This window comes from Lentibacillus sediminis, from assembly GCF_002763455.1.
Lineage (GTDB): Bacteria > Bacillota > Bacilli > Bacillales > Amphibacillaceae > Lentibacillus_D > Lentibacillus_D sediminis_A.
This window is the reverse complement of sequence record NZ_NIXK01000011.1, coordinates 86,614-101,420: the sequence shown is the minus strand read 5'-3', so window position 1 is coordinate 101,420 and position 14,807 is coordinate 86,614. Positions and strand designations below refer to the sequence as shown.

General features: G+C 48.5%; 13 protein-coding genes and 1 riboswitch. Of the genes, 1 reads left to right on the top strand and 12 read right to left on the bottom strand.

The features are described from left to right. Positions 1 to 334: 334 nt before the first annotated feature. From CEG13_RS16370 to CEG13_RS16320, 11 genes are all read right to left on the bottom strand, one after another. Positions 335 to 1,876, bottom strand: coding sequence for a Na+/H+ antiporter NhaC family protein (locus CEG13_RS16370; protein WP_100012968.1), 1,542 nt, complete (start codon positions 1,874 to 1,876; stop codon positions 335 to 337). Between the two features lie 120 nt (positions 1,877 to 1,996). Further along, positions 1,997 to 2,176: riboswitch (Lysine riboswitch) on the bottom strand. 103 nt (positions 2,177 to 2,279) lie between these two features. Beyond that, complete coding sequence (gene yunB / locus CEG13_RS16365; protein ID WP_239984682.1) at positions 2,280 to 3,059, bottom strand: sporulation protein YunB; 780 nt, start codon at positions 3,057 to 3,059, stop codon at positions 2,280 to 2,282. Positions 3,060 to 3,119: 60 nt separating this feature from the next. Next, positions 3,120 to 4,205: an HD-GYP domain-containing protein gene (locus CEG13_RS16360; RefSeq protein WP_100012967.1), complete on the bottom strand. Its 1,086-nt coding sequence runs from the start codon at positions 4,203 to 4,205 to the stop codon at positions 3,120 to 3,122. Positions 4,206 to 4,362: 157 nt separating this feature from the next. Continuing rightward, positions 4,363 to 4,668 carry a YunC family protein gene (locus tag CEG13_RS16355; RefSeq protein ID WP_100012966.1) on the bottom strand — a complete coding sequence of 102 codons (306 nt, stop codon included), beginning with the start codon at positions 4,666 to 4,668 and terminating at the stop codon, positions 4,363 to 4,365. Between the two features lie 58 nt (positions 4,669 to 4,726). Further along, positions 4,727 to 6,130, bottom strand: coding sequence for a bifunctional metallophosphatase/5'-nucleotidase (locus CEG13_RS16350; protein ID WP_100012965.1), 1,404 nt, complete (start codon positions 6,128 to 6,130; stop codon positions 4,727 to 4,729). Between the two features lie 12 nt (positions 6,131 to 6,142). Further along, positions 6,143 to 6,961 (bottom strand): sulfite exporter TauE/SafE family protein, encoded by an 819-nt coding sequence (locus CEG13_RS16345; RefSeq protein WP_100012964.1) that lies wholly within the window; start codon positions 6,959 to 6,961, stop codon positions 6,143 to 6,145. 319 nt (positions 6,962 to 7,280) lie between these two features. Beyond that, positions 7,281 to 8,831, bottom strand: coding sequence for a polyamine aminopropyltransferase (locus tag CEG13_RS16340; protein ID WP_100012963.1), 1,551 nt, complete (start codon positions 8,829 to 8,831; stop codon positions 7,281 to 7,283). 101 nt (positions 8,832 to 8,932) lie between these two features. Further along, positions 8,933 to 9,328 carry a DUF350 domain-containing protein gene (locus tag CEG13_RS16335; protein ID WP_100012962.1) on the bottom strand — a complete coding sequence of 132 codons (396 nt, stop codon included), beginning with the start codon at positions 9,326 to 9,328 and terminating at the stop codon, positions 8,933 to 8,935. A gap of 15 nt (positions 9,329 to 9,343) precedes the next feature. Beyond that, positions 9,344 to 9,952, bottom strand: coding sequence for a DUF4247 domain-containing protein (locus CEG13_RS16330; protein ID WP_239984681.1), 609 nt, complete (start codon positions 9,950 to 9,952; stop codon positions 9,344 to 9,346). A 57-nt stretch (positions 9,953 to 10,009) separates the two neighbouring features. Further along, on the bottom strand, positions 10,010 to 10,681 hold the full coding sequence (locus CEG13_RS16325) for a PspA/IM30 family protein (protein ID WP_100012960.1): 672 nt from the start codon (positions 10,679 to 10,681) through the stop codon (positions 10,010 to 10,012). Positions 10,682 to 10,761: 80 nt separating this feature from the next. Then, positions 10,762 to 11,277 (bottom strand): DUF4178 domain-containing protein, encoded by a 516-nt coding sequence (locus CEG13_RS16320; RefSeq protein ID WP_100012959.1) that lies wholly within the window; start codon positions 11,275 to 11,277, stop codon positions 10,762 to 10,764. 193 nt (positions 11,278 to 11,470) lie between these two features. Between CEG13_RS16320 and speD the strand changes: the two genes are divergently transcribed. Next, a complete protein-coding gene (gene speD / locus CEG13_RS16315) occupies positions 11,471 to 11,848 on the top strand; it encodes an adenosylmethionine decarboxylase (protein ID WP_100012958.1) in 378 nt (125 codons plus the stop codon). A gap of 531 nt (positions 11,849 to 12,379) precedes the next feature. On the opposite strand, the gene CEG13_RS16310 is transcribed toward speD, so the two are convergent. Next, positions 12,380 to 14,800 carry an EAL domain-containing protein gene (locus tag CEG13_RS16310; RefSeq protein ID WP_100012957.1) on the bottom strand — a complete coding sequence of 807 codons (2,421 nt, stop codon included), beginning with the start codon at positions 14,798 to 14,800 and terminating at the stop codon, positions 12,380 to 12,382. Positions 14,801 to 14,807: the final 7 nt, after the last annotated feature.

Sequence of the window (14,807 nt, the reverse complement as noted above, 5' to 3'; positions counted from 1 at the left end):
TCTTTTGATCTTGAGAAGCGTTCTATCCATCTTTTTGGACCTTCAGTCGCTCTCTTTTGATCTAGAGAACTGTTCTAGTGGACATTTCCACCGCTCTGTCGCCTGATTTTGTCCAGTAGAACCCCTCTAGTGGACATTTCTTCCACTCTGACGGCTTGTTTTGTCCAGTAGCACCACCCTACTGGACATTTCTTCCACTCTGACAGTCCGTTTTGTCCAGCAGAAAGCCCTGCTGCCCACCACTCGCCCTCTGCCGCCACTAAGTTGCTTCCACCCCACAAAAAAAGCACCCCCTCACCCAATAGATGAGAGAATGCCTTCATTTCCTTCCAAATTAAGCTGACTGTTTGGCCGTGGCTCGAATAACCAGCGCCACCCCAACCAGAGCTGCGAGAACTACCAACAGCACAAGCAGCGGTGGTAGCCATCCAATCAGCAGATAGCCAACTGCTGCAACCACGGCTGCAATCACAGCATACGGCAGCTGTGTCAGCACATGATCGATAAGGTTGGCGCCTGCACCGGTCGATGAAAGAATTGTCGTGTCGGAAATCGGGGTGCAGTGGTCGCCAAACACCGAGCCGGCAAGCACGGCAGCGAGCGATGGGAGCAGCATCTCAATGTTCGTAGCGGCTGCCACCTCAGCAGCGATCGGCAGCATGATTCCAAATGTGCCCCAGGATGTGCCGGTCCCGACTGCCATTAATCCGGCGATCAGGAAGAACAAGAATGGCAGCAGTGCGGTGCTGATCGAAGCATTGCTGACGAATTGTGCCAGGAATTCGCCTGTCCCAAGCGCGCTGATCACCGAGCCAATCATCCATGCAAGCAATAAAATATAAATTGCCGGCAGCATGGTCTTTATCCCTTCCCAATAAATTTTCCAGGAATTTGCCCGTGCCTGCTGCTGCAGATGAAAAATAAGACTGGTCGCCACAGCAGCCAGCCCGCCTATAAATAGCGACAGGTTGACATTGGTATTGGCAAAGATCGCCAAGATGTTCACATTTTCACTGGCATTTGCCCCGGTGATGACCATGGCAGTAACCGTTGCGACCACCAATACGATGATCGGCGCGACCAGGTGATAAATCCGTCCGCCCTTGTTCGGCTCAAATGTATCGCCTAAATCACCCGGTACACCGCTGGAGTCAGGATCGAGCAGCTCTCCGGTTTCCTTCGCTCTTTTTTCATGGGTCCGCATACTGCCGAGGTCCATTCCGAAATAAGCGGTCAAAAACACAAGCAGCAGGGCAGCCAGTGCATAGAAATTCAGCGGAATCATCCGCAGAAAGGCTTCCATTGCCTGGATATCAGTAATCCCGTTCGCAGCAAACAGTCCGCCCAGAATCCCAATAATATACGCGCCCCAGCTGGATATCGGAGAAATCACCGTAACCGGTGCAGACGTCGAATCAATATAATAGGCGAGCTTTGCCCGGGAGATACGGTGCCGGTCGGTCAACGGTCTGGCAATCTGTCCGACCGCCAGACTGTTAAAATAATCATCAATAAAAATTAAAAGTCCAACCACTGGGGTCATCAGCTGAGCGCCTCTTCTTGTCCGGATCCGCTTCACCATCCACTCGCCAAATGCCCGGCTCCCCCCGGATGCCTGCAAAAAGGCTGTCATGATCCCGAGGAGCAGCAGAAATCCAAGCAACAGCAGATTTCCCGTATTGACCGCACCATCCGCAACAAAAATCCCGGCAAAGGATGCCCAAATTTCTCCGGCAGCACCAAGCAGGTCAAACTGATGAATTAGGAGAGCCCCCACAATAATCCCCGTCCCAAGTGAAATCAATACTTTTCTTGTCGCAATTACAAGCACAAGCATCAAGAGGGGCGGAATAATTGAGTATATCGTTCCTTCCATAAATAAATCCTCCAATCATTTTTACTGAATGAATATGAGCCCTCACCGGAAAAATACGCACAAAAAAACAATGACAGAAAATAACCTATCATTGTTTGCACAATTACGTTATCCTCCATTTCGATCAGTAGTCCTCCATGCCTGGAATACTCCGGCATGACAGTACATCTTTTATTCAAAGACATACCAGCAGCAATAAGTTTGACGCTTATTGCGCTTCGGCGGACGGCCCTTTCTCCAGCGATCATTGCTGTCATGCTCCTGCTGCCTACTTTTGCAGTCCGCTCCTCTACCTCACCGATCAGCAAGGTTTTCATATTCAGTTAGTAGAGACTTGGCATGTTGCCAACATTTATGCAGTATAATAGTCTTTTATTCCTGCTGAATTTACTATACTAAAAATCTACTCACCCTGCAAGTCTTCTTTTGGCACAGAAATCGATGGATTATCATCGCTCTCGCCATAGAACTCCGGTACATCTCCCATGAGCGCCCCGCCGTCGATATAGATCTCTGTCTGGACCGTAGTAGTCTTCGTCATAAACGGAATGACAATCTGTACATCTACCTCCACATCCACATACAGCGATACCCAGGAGCTGTTGATCCCGAATTCCTCTGTCTCTCGTATGATGTTCGTGCGTACATTGCCGACATATTCAAAATTCACCGGCACCTTGGGCCCAAGGTTTGCCAGCACGGTATTGCCGGTAACCTGTCCCAGGGGGATTTCCACCAGTGTCGGATCCTGCTCCGCCCTGTCTTCCGCCCCGTCACCTAAATCAGGTGGGTCTTGCAGCGGATTATCAAACTCCAGCGGCTCGCCTCTGTTCATTTTCAAAAAAAACTCTTCCACCCGGTCTGTCGCCACCCGGTTGATTTCACTGACGACAGCCGGATTCCAGTTATATGTCACCACATTGCCCTCATCGTCATAAGTAACTTGATTCACTTCATCAAACTCGTACTCTTCCGCAAATTGCACTGCTGAGTTAATGGCACGTGTCGCAAATGAATCCAGTTGAACTTCGGCAATTTCCATCAGTACCGGCCTGACCCTCTGGTCAATCAGCCATATACTTGTACCAACAAACAGGATAAATAAAATCAGCGTAATCATAAATAAATTTTTCGCTGGAGGCGGCGTCATTCTTTTTTTTCCGAATCGTCGTCCTGCTCGCAAAGCGCATCCCCCCTCCCTCAAGCGTATGCTTGTATGGAGAAGGTTAGAATGAAAAGATGACTATGCTGCTTTGACGGACTCGACCATCACTGCGGGCTCCTGCATGAGATCCAATTCATACGGGGATGCCAGCTTCTGGCCATTTTCTTTTAAAACCCGGATTACCGGGCGGTCGCAAATTTCCCTATTCTGTTTGAGGACCACCCCTTCCCGTCCCCCGCTTAAACCAACCATCAATCCGTCCGGGTAGACAGCAATGCTTTTTTTAAAAGCTTCAATCATTGTTTTATCAAATAGATTTACTGCACCGGCATAAAGGATTTCCAATCCTTCATGGGGCAGCATGGCTTCACGGTACACACGGTTGCTTGTAACGGCATCAAATACATCGGCAATGCCAATCAGCTTGGCATAGGAATGAAGTTCCTCCCCAGCAATACCGCGCGGATAGCCTGAGCCGTCCAGACGCTCATGATGCTGGTAGGCACAATGCGCCACAACGCCGGGGATGTCCGGATGCTGGCGCAAAAAATCAAAGCCGATCTGGGCATGGGACTTAATCACCGCAAACTCAGCGTCGGTCAATTTATCCGGCTTTTGCAAAATATCCCTGTCAATAAAAATTTTCCCGATATCATGCAGCATCGCCCCAACCCCGATAGAAATGAGCTCCTTTCTGGAAAAGCCCATCTCCACACCGATGGCCAATGAATAAATGGTGACATTGAGCGAGTGCTGGAATATGTAATCGTCTGATATGTATATGTCCGATAACAGGGAGAGGGATTTTTCGTTTCCCTGCACTTCAAAGATGATTTGATTCACCACGTCTGTCAGCTCGGCGCCGTTTCTATCCAGTATGTACGAACGCTTGGACAAGTCGCTCTCTTTCACGTTGGAAAAAACTTTTTTTAGCGTTCTGGTTGCTTTCATCCTCAGTTTTTCCGAAAGGGCGGATTCCGGCTGGATATCATCGGTTGCCCCGTCCTGGATATATATGTAAGTGACACCCTGCATCGTCAGCTTGTCCACGATCCGCTTGGTTAAACGCATCCCCTGCTGGAGCAGCACCACGCCGTTTTCGTTATAAATGGTCTGAGCCAAAATTGGTTCATGACGGATTGTTCTTGTATTCGCAAGTCTCATCGTCTGCTCCTAACTTCCTGTAAAAAAATACGACTTCTTTCGACATTTCTCCTATGAAAATAGTACCAGAGAATGGCAAATATTGCTAGAGTGAACGCGCCGAGCCTTTGTTACATATCAAAAAATGCCTCCCACAAAGGAAGACATTTTACAATTTCTAAGCGAGTTTCAGCAGGGCATCCTTGCCAATCATGCCTGCCTCCCATCCATATTTTTCTCTGGATGCATCAGTTACTTTTTCCAATGGTGCATGCAAGAGATCATCGATAGTACGCACGCCAACAGCGCGGCCGGCAATTACCTCGCGATCAGCCAGTTTTTCACTCAGCAGATCCACATCCAATGCCGCACACATAATGTAGCCAACCTCATTGGAAATCACAAGCAAATTGGTTTTCGGCAATTCCACACGGACAGCCGTAAAGAAAATGCCGTCCACTTCTAACGGATTCACGGTAATCATGGAACAACACGCCTCCTTCGTAATAACAATATATGCTATGCACGAGGGAGGCGTTTTGTCACGCCTGATGAGCAAACTTGCTGCGGAGGGTGGCTGCCAGGAGGTCGCGGAGAAATTCGGGGAGATAATACTGCTTGGTTTCCGAGCGGGCAATTTCCGGAAGCAGCCGCCCGAATGTGAAGGTGTCCGCTGTGGCAATTGTGTAAACCCGGCCCATTTCCAGCGGCTCTCCGTGGAACGTTACCCGCTTGACATATTCCTCGCCTGTCTCATGATAATCGCTTTCCACCTCCAGTCCGGAAAAAATCATCCGCCCAAGCACTTCGCCGCGGAAGCCAAAGCCTTTCAGCTTAAGTTCCATGAAATCCTTGGTAAAGGCAGCACGGATCACTTCCAGCAGTTCATCCCCTTTTAATTCCACGACACAAAGGTTGATCGGATGGGGGCAGATGCGGTGGATATCCTGATACGTAATGTCACCTTCAGGAAATTGATCAAGCAGCAGACCGGCATTCAGCATGGCCGCGTCTGCTTTCGTCCACTCCCTTGCCGCATTGGTCAGCTCCTGCATCACCTTTGTATGGCCGAACCATTTTACTTCCAGCGGCTCCTTAAGATGGACGACTTTTTCCCCGAGCACCTTCTCAGCCTGGTGCTTGAGATCATGCAGCTGCTGCTCAGTTTCCAGATCCTTCGCCGTCTCACTGATATCGGTGGCATAGGCTTCCTTTTTTACCAGACGCTCATGCTTGTGATCCCATGTCAGGATCACCTCCCCAGCGAACATGCAGTGCTTGCCCGCCGCTGTAATCAGCGTATTATTCACAACCTCGCCAGTCCGCAGCAGATGATGGGTATGGCCGCCGATAATCACATCAATATCCGGGTACCTGCGGGCAATTTCCTGATCCTCATTGAAACCAAGATGGGAGAGCAGCACAATAATGTCCGTCTGTTTTTTCAGCTCCTCCACCTGCTGATTCAATGCCTGAAAAACAGAGGAAATATGCCAGCCAAGCAGTTCGTAAAATGCATTGAACGGTGCCGTGAGACCGATGATGCCGATGCGCACACCATTTCTTGATTCAATTTTCACCGACGGTTTCAGCCACGCAGGCTCTTGGCTGTCGGTGCTATGCAGATTGGCACAGACCACCTGGAAATCCGCCATGTCATATAAATGAAACAACTCCTCGTGAGCCAGGGTGATTCCTTCATTGTTGCCAATTGTTGCCAAATCATAGCCCGCGTCATTCATCAGTCTCACGTTCGCTTTGCCCATGAATGCTTCTGTGATCGGATGCACCCGGTCAACATGATCACCGATATCGATCACCCAGCAGGACTCGCCAGCCGCTTGTCTTTTTGCTTTGGCATCCTTTAAAAACCCGGCCACCCGCGGCCATTGAGCAAAATTACTGTGCAGGTCATTTGTATAGTAAAAGTTTATTTTTTCCAGCATCTTCCATACTCCTTAAGCCAATCCTTGATAAATCATCCGTAACCCGATGACAATTAATACGATTCTGAGTATCCATTCCAATGTTCTGCTGTTGAGGCGTTGATTGACCATCGCGCCAAGCTTGCCGCCAATCCATGCGCCGGGGATGAAAAACAGTACATATTCCCAGACAATGTGTCCGAGCACCACATGGGTACCTGCACCAATAATACTGACGAAGAAAATCATAAACATCGACGTGGCTGTGGCAATATGCGCGGGAAACCCGAATAAAAGAATCATCGCCGGCACCATGATCGATCCGCCGCCAAGTCCGAACAGCCCGGAAATCATCCCGACCAAAAGAGAGATAAAAAATGCCGGCAGGATCGCGATCGTGTATGTATGTGTTTTTCCATCCAGAGTGAATGTGCGTGAGAAGCTCTTCCCAGCGGTAAGCTTTTCGGACGGCTCTCTGCGTTTCAGGAGAAAAAGCAGGGAGGTAATGATCATCATCACACCAAAATAGACGAAAAAAGCATCGGTATCAAAGAACGTATTCAGCCATGACCCGATGATGCCGCCGGGAATGCTGCCAAGTAAAAACCACAGACCGGACCGGACATCCACCCGACCTGCCTTATAATACGACGAGGCAGAGGACCATGCCGTAAAAATCATCACAATCAGCGACAGGCCGACAATCGTCTGTGGTGTTGCCCAGGCAAAAGCTTCCGAATACTGGTTGAGCACTAAGAGACTCGGCACAAGAATTGCCCCGCCGCCAAGCCCGATCAGACTGCCGGTAAACGCAGCCGCTATTCCAACCAAAAGACAAACGAGAAATATCAATCTGAACCCCTACGATCTTATGTATTCTATTTTTATCGTAACATGGTTTGTGGCGAATTCCCATTTTATTTGCTTTTTGTGGGGGCTTGCTTGTGGGTTTGGTGTTGTGCGGCGCGGGGTTTGGCGGTTTGGCATGAGGTTCAGCGGTCCCTGCTAAAACATCAGCGCTCTCTTCGCGGACACCAGCGCTAAACTTCAGCGCTTCCCGCAATAACATCAGCGCTCTCCCGGTAAACTTCAGCGCCCACTCCACCTCGATAATCGAAATCCCACCCCGCACACGGCAAAAGCCGCACTCCCAGCAGGAACACGGCTTTCCCTAATAATTCTTCCAAGCATCTTGATAAATCTGGATTAAATGGGGGTCAATCAGCGTATTCGGTTTAAGCTCCACAGTAGATCCATTCGGATTGGTGATCTGCCCGTCTTCATCCTTGCCAAAAGCGGTCAGCCCTGGGAGGATGTCATCCGTAAGAAACCTTGTGTCCACCGTTATCTCCAAATCGGCGACATCAATCGCCTCCCTGCTGGCCATGACAAATCCCCAGTTGCCGAAGCTTGGCACATCAACATGCAGATTTTCCGTCTCCAATCCAGTCGAAGCAATCGTCTCGGATATCGTCCAGTACACTTCTGTGGCAAACACAGGGCTTGTCGCCTGGATCATGGCGGCCCCGCCTGGTACTAAATGATTGCGCATCAAGGAATAAAATTCACTTGTGTACAACTTGTTCAAGCTCTCATTATTCGGGTCAGGCAGATCGACAAGGATAACATCATACCATTCCTCGCTGTTCTCCAGGAACTGAAACGCATCCTCATGCACCACATGAACTTTCTCATGTTTCAGAGAGCCTTCATTGGCCTCAAGCAAATGCCTGTTAGTGTTGGCCAGCTCGACAACCGCCGGATCCAGCTCGACAAGCGTAATTTTCTCCGTCTCCTCGTATTTCAGCACTTCCTTGGCGGCAATGCCGTCCCCGCCGCCGAGAATTAGCACATTTTCCGGGTCCTCAGCAGCCGCCATGGTCGGATGGACGAGCACTTCATGATAGCGGTACTCATCAATCGTTGAGAACTGCAGCGAGCCATTCAAATAGAGCCGCACATCCTCCCCGTCACGTGTCAGGGTAATTCGCTGGTAGCTTGTTTCTTCCATATGCATGATCGGATCCTGGTAAAGCTTTTGCTCAAAGCTGAACGCTGCCGCTTCGCCAAAAAACAACCCGGCAATCAGCGTCAGTCCAATGACCGCTCCAACAACAGCATGCACGATGAAATGGCGGATTTCTTTACGGAACAGCCACAGGACAACCAAAGCCACAGCCAAATTGATGCACCCCACCAAAAAGGCGGATTTTACCATGCCAAAATAAGGCCGGAAGAAAAAAACAAACAGCAGTCCGCCGATCAATCCGCCCGCATAATCGGAAAACAGCACCCGTGCCGTACTTTTATTCAAGCTGACGCCAATCTCATTGGCTTTGCGGATCAGAATTGGCAGCTCGACCCCTGTGAGGGCACCGACCAATAAGGTAATCAGGTAAAGATAAAAGGCGTCGGTTCCCGCGGGGCCAAACGCCGTCATGCCGAACATCGTAAAACTTGAAAAGCCGCCGATGATGGCGACACCAAATTCAATATAAATAAAGGTGATAATCAAATGCTTCATCACCCGTTCGCTCAGGCTGGCCCCAATGCCCATCCCGGTCATAAACAGCGAGATGGTCAGCGTATATTGTTTAACCCCGTCACCTAATATGTACGAGCCAAGTGCCCCGAACAGCACTTCAAAAATGATGCCGCAGATCGAAACAATCCCCGATGCCCAATAAATAATCTTGCTCTGTCTGACAGCTGCCTGATTCAATTTGCCTTCACTCCATCATCATTCGTGCGGTTAAAGAAAGCTTGGCATGTCGCCACTACTTTGGAGACATGCCAAGCAGATGCCTGGCCGCAGATTACTTTCTATGTAATCGACGCACCGATTACCAGTCCTAATCCGATCGATACACCCACTGACATAATGCCGACTGCCACATTATTTTTTGCCAGCTGTTCCTCGACGGAAAAATTCCTTGTCAGAAGGTCAAACAGAAAATACGCAATCATCTGCAGTACTACACCGACAATTCCCCAGACAATCGTCTCATAAATCACATCCGACGCGTAAATGGCAAAGGCCAGAATAATACAGATCCCGATGATTTTTCCGCCAATCGACAGGGCTACCGCATGATTTCCATTTTTGACTTCTTCCATGTCTTTGTACTTGCGTGTAATTAGCTCAAAAATGAACAAGCCGATTAGAACAATAATGACTGAAATAATAAAATAAACAAGTGTTGCTACAAATGGTCCCATTTTTTCATCTCCCCTTTATTTGCCTGCTCCCGGTCCGCCACCCCGAAATGTGGTGTTTCCGCGGGTTGGTGCATCGCCTAGTGAGCCCATGCCGGTGTATCCACCTGAACGGCCCCAGTTACTCGTTCCCAGCATACTATCCAAAAGCCTAATCGAAAAATACGTGGTCAAGAAGTTCGGTGAATAATTCCGTCTCACAAACGCATCGCCAGCCACTTCGATCATTAGCACATCGGAATCCTCTTCACTTTCCCGTAATGTAACAAAATGATCCGGATAAATCAGAACTTGCTGGTTGTCCTCCACGTCACTTATCTGCTCCGGATTTCTAGCTCCAGTTAACAGGGAGGAAAGTTCGTTGAGTCCGAACTGCGTTGTTGCATAGATTTCAGCATTCTCCGCATCTCCTTCCACCTCCGTCATGAGGGGAAAGTTGCTTTCAAGCAGGTCATCAATTTCATTGGCATTTGACCCTTGAATGGAGTTCGCAATTTCCTCTTTCGCTGGTTCTTCCGGAATATCTTCAGCCGCGAACGATACACCTTCCTGCCTTCCACAGGCAGCCATGAGCAACATCAGGGATATCAGCATGATTAGTCCAATCCATTTTTTAAACAAAGCCATCCCCCTTTGAACAAAGCAAAGCGGGAGCAAGACGCTTGCTCCCTTGGCCCTTTAGCTTTACTTTTTGCCCATTTTTTCTTTTAATGCAGCCAGTTCGTCGTCGACACCGTTTTTCGTGTTCAAGTCTTCAAATTCATCGTCCAGCGTGCGGCTTGCCTGTGACATGTCCTCACTTGTTTCCGCTTCTGCTTCATACTGCATCACTTTTTCTTCCATGCGCTCGAAGCCTTGTTTGGACTCATCATTGCCGACATTGGACATCGTGCGGTTCATCTTCGTCCGTGTTTTCGCTGATTCGGCACGGGCTTTCAAGGAATCTTTTTTCAGTTCCATTTCCTGGTATTCTTTTTTCATTGCATCCAGTTTGGTTCTTAGCGTTTCCGCATCTGTTTTCGCCCGCTCCCAGGATTGATTCAATTGAGTGGCTGTTGCTTCATGCTCTTTTTTATCTTCAAGGGCACGGCGCGCCAGGTCCTCATTTCCTGCTTCAATCGCCTGTTCTGCCTGTTTCTGGCGTTTTTCCACCATGGCATCGGCGTCATTGGCTTTGCGCTTGAGCATTTTCTCATTGGCAATCTGTTTCGCTACCGCTGTTTCTGCCTCGCGAATATCCTCTGCCATGTCACGCATAAACTGATCGAGCATTTTCACCGGGTCTTCCGCTTTATCCAGCATCGAATTCAATTCCGAGCTTACTACCGTTGATACACGTTTAAAAAACTTAAACATTATTTATTCCTCCTCAGGATTAATTGTTTTCATGATTATATGGTCCCCCCCCGCTCATGACGGGCAGGACGGCCTTTCTCTTAAACAGAGCCGGCAATGATTTTAATTTCATATGGCTCAATCGGCTGGCCAATACTTACTTCAATCTCGCTTCCCCAGGCTTCCAGACTGAGCGAATCTGCTTCATCCGAACCCGCATAATCGGCGTATTCCACTTCGCCTCCCTGCAGGTTCGCGCTTCGTCCTTCTCCTGTCACTCTTGCTCTCCCTGACTCCTCTAAATGATAGGTCTTGCCCTCATGGGTAATCTTTTTGGGAAAAGGTTTAGAGACAGGCAGCTGAACTTTTCGATAAACACCAAGTTCAAGTTCATCATCCATTTCAGCCGATAACCAAATTGTATCATGTCCTACCAATAACTGATAGCCAAACCATTCAAAATTCCCGTCCCTGTACGTAATTTTTCCTACGACCTCGTAATCCTGAAGATCGTATACGACAATATCGCCGACCTCAAGCGTCAGAACGGTTCGCTCCTCGGGTTTAGGTTCGCCACTTTTTTTATTGCTTGAAAAAATCCTGGAAAACAGTCCCACCGTTTCACCTCACATTTCCATTTCTATGTTCATTATCTCATACGTATTAATATCATAAAAGGTTTCAAAAAAATTATTTACGTGGTGAATTTTTTTCTCTGCCTGTGATTGAGGAAAGGGAAATTGCAAAAATACGGGAAACGGTTTATAATTTTCTGTAGGAAAAAGCATTTATTTAAGGGGTCTTTTAGCAATGGAAATTATGGGAAGACAAATTATTGCAGAACTGTGGGATTGTAATATAGATAGATTAAAAGATATGGCATTCCTGGAGCGTGTCTTTGTGGAAGCAGCAGAAAAGGCCGGCGCCGAGGTGCGCGAGGTAGCTTTTCACCAGTTTTCCCCGCATGGCGTGAGCGGTGTGGTGATTATTGCCGAATCGCATTTAACCGTGCACAGTTTTCCGGAACACGGCTATGCCAGCATTGACGTTTATACATGCGGCACGAAGGTCAATCCCGAGATTGCCGTGGCTCATATTGCGAGTGAGCTAGAGGCGAAAATCAGTGAAAAAATGGAAATCCCCCGCGGCATGGGTCCAGTAAAGGCGGAGGAGTTTCAAAAGCTTTGATGATAAAAAAACTGTTTTCTAAAAGATTGTTTCGTAGTTGATGGAAATTGTGACCTAACCTACACTTTGCTGTTGAGGAAATATCTGTGACAGAGTGCTCGTTGATTTCCGCTGCGGGCAGCCGCTTTCCGCGGGCACGGCTTCAGCCTCCTCGGAAGAAAACCACTTCCTGCGGGGTCTTCAGACTCGTGCTTTTCCCGCAGGAGTCGGCTGCCCTCCGCTCCAATCAACCAACAACAATGTAGGTAGTCTTTGTTTGCTTTTAAAAGACAGCTCACCCAGCGGAGGAAATACCCCGAGACTCCTGCGGGATGGTAAGCATCGGTGAGACCCCACAGCGCGACAGCGCGAGGAGGCTCACCAGCGCCCGCGGAAAGCGAGGGGTATTTCCGCAGCGGCGATTATAAAACCCACTGATGTATGGCGCAGTTTATAGATATTGTGATAAAAACAAAGTTAAAAAAAAACTTACAAAAAGAGCCTAAAAAAGCTTCAAGTCACGCGGTCCAGCGCAGCTTGAAGCTTTCTTTATTATTCCGCTATACCAGTCTCCACCGACTGAAAATACTTCTCCTCAATATTCTCCACCGACACCGGCCTGCTGTAATAAAACCCCTGAACATGCGAGCAATGCTGATCGCGCAGAAAGGAAAGCTGCTCCTCGGTTTCCACGCCCTCGGCGATCGTGTCGAGATTCAAATGCTGCCCCATGGCAATAATTGCACTGGTGATCCGTTCTGTTTTCTGGTCCAGGCTGATCTCCTTAACAAACGACCGGTCAATTTTCAGGCGCTGAATCGGGAAGTCTTTTAAGTACCTTAGTGAACTGTGCGCCGTGCCAAAATCATCAATGGCCAGGGAGACTCCGAGTTTGCGAAACTCATTCAGGATATGGATGGAACGCTCCATGTTTTCCATCGTCATGCTCTCTGTTACTTCCAGTTCAATTAACTCCGCCGGCAGCTGGTATTGATTCAGCAAATAGGCTACAGTCTTCACAATGTCCTCTGCCTGGAACTGCCTTGCAGATAAATTCACAGAGATTCGCGTCGGGAATCCTTTGTCCAGCCATGCTTTTGCCTGCTGGCAGGCCATTTCCAGAATCTGCTTGCCAAGCGGGATAATCAGCGCCGTTTCTTCAGCCAATGGGATAAAGTTGTTTGGCTGGATCGTTTCCCCGTCCGGCCGTCTCCACCTCACCAGGGCTTCCACCGCGAGAAGCAGTCCTGTCGAGGAATCAATCTGCGGCTGGTACTCCAGGTAAAATTCATGGTTGTCAATCCCCTCGCGAAGCCGCAGTTCCATCTTCAGCTGCTGTTCCGTCTTTTCGCTAAGCACGGACGAATAATAATAATATTTGCTTTTGCTGCGTTCTTTGGAGGCATACATCGCCAAATCGGCGTGCTTCATAATCACATCCGGTGAATCGCCGTCATCCGGAATGACCGCAATCCCGATGCTGACAGTAGCATGGAGCGGATTATTCTGGATGATAAATGGCTTTTCAAATGCCTCGATGACCCGTTTGGCAAGGTCAGTCGGTTCGTTTGGAGAAGTCATCTCCGCCATAATGATGGTGAATTCATCTCCGCCTAGCCTGGCAACAAGGTCCTTTTCCCCGACACAAGACCGAAGTCTTTCCGCCGCGCTTTTTAAAAGCAAATCGCCAGTACTGTGCCCCAGCGCATCATTAATCACCTTAAAACGGTTCAAATCAAGAAAAAATACGGCAAATCGTTTCTGTGTCTCCAGCATTTCGTTTAAATGATTGATAAACTGGCGGCGGTTCGGGAGTCCGGTCAGATGGTCGAAGTAGGCCATGTGATGAATTTCCTTTTCCGCCTGCAGCCTGTCCGTAATATCCTGGGCAATCCCATAAACGCCATCCAATTTCCCCTGCACGTAGACAGGAATCAGCGTGACATCAATGTCTCTGGCAGGTTTGAGATTATCGATATGCATGGTAAAATTCACCGTATCTTCCTTTTCAAGCACGAGCTGGAGCTGATGCATCGCTTTTTTGTACTGCTCTTCGCTGCATATTTTTTTCAGCGGCAAATAATACCAATTTTCTTCCGGGATGCCGGTCATTCTTGCCCCGGCCTTGTTCATGGAAAGGAATTGGCCTTCCAGGTTAATCGAAAAGATAGCGTCTAAGTTATTATCCACAAGGGAACGATAACGCTGTTCATTTTCTTTCAGCTTTAGAGCCTGCATGGTCTGCCTGCGGTCTGTGACCGTTCCAAATATAAGAAAGGATTGCATTAGAATGGTAAATATGGCAATGCCAATCGCAATCACCGTGGAATCAAGTGCGCCCGGATTCGCTGCCGAATGGTTCATTCCCTGAACAGTGGCAGCATGCATGCCAATATAGTGCATGCCTGCAATTGCTACACCCATCAGCACAGCACCCGACAGCTTCAGCAATAATAACTGCATCGAACCTGTTCGGTGGGAAAACTCAAATAATAGTTTTAATGCGGTCATCGAAGCAATAATGGCAACCAAAATGGATAAAGAAAAATAAAACGGATCATAGCTGATGGTTACCGTATCCATTGCCGCCATTCCAATGTAATGCATGGAGGAAATGGCAGCCCCCATAAATAAACCGCTTACGATCAAACGGGACAGCTTCAGGGTTTTATGGCTGACCACGAACAGAGAAATCAGTGCTCCCAGACACGCAGCCGCGATGGAAAGAAAGACAACGAACGGATCATAGCTCATTACCATGACATGTTCGTAGGCAATCATTCCCACAAAGTGCATGGACCAGATGCCAATCCCCATCGTCACCGCACCGCCCACGAGCCAGCCTGTTTTTCTCCAGCCCCTGGAATGAAAAACACGTCCGCCAAGATCAAGCGCCGTGTAAGAAGCAAATATAGCAATAATGACAGATAATCCAACAAACCAGATGTTATACGTCCCTGTTAATTCGTGCACGTTTGCC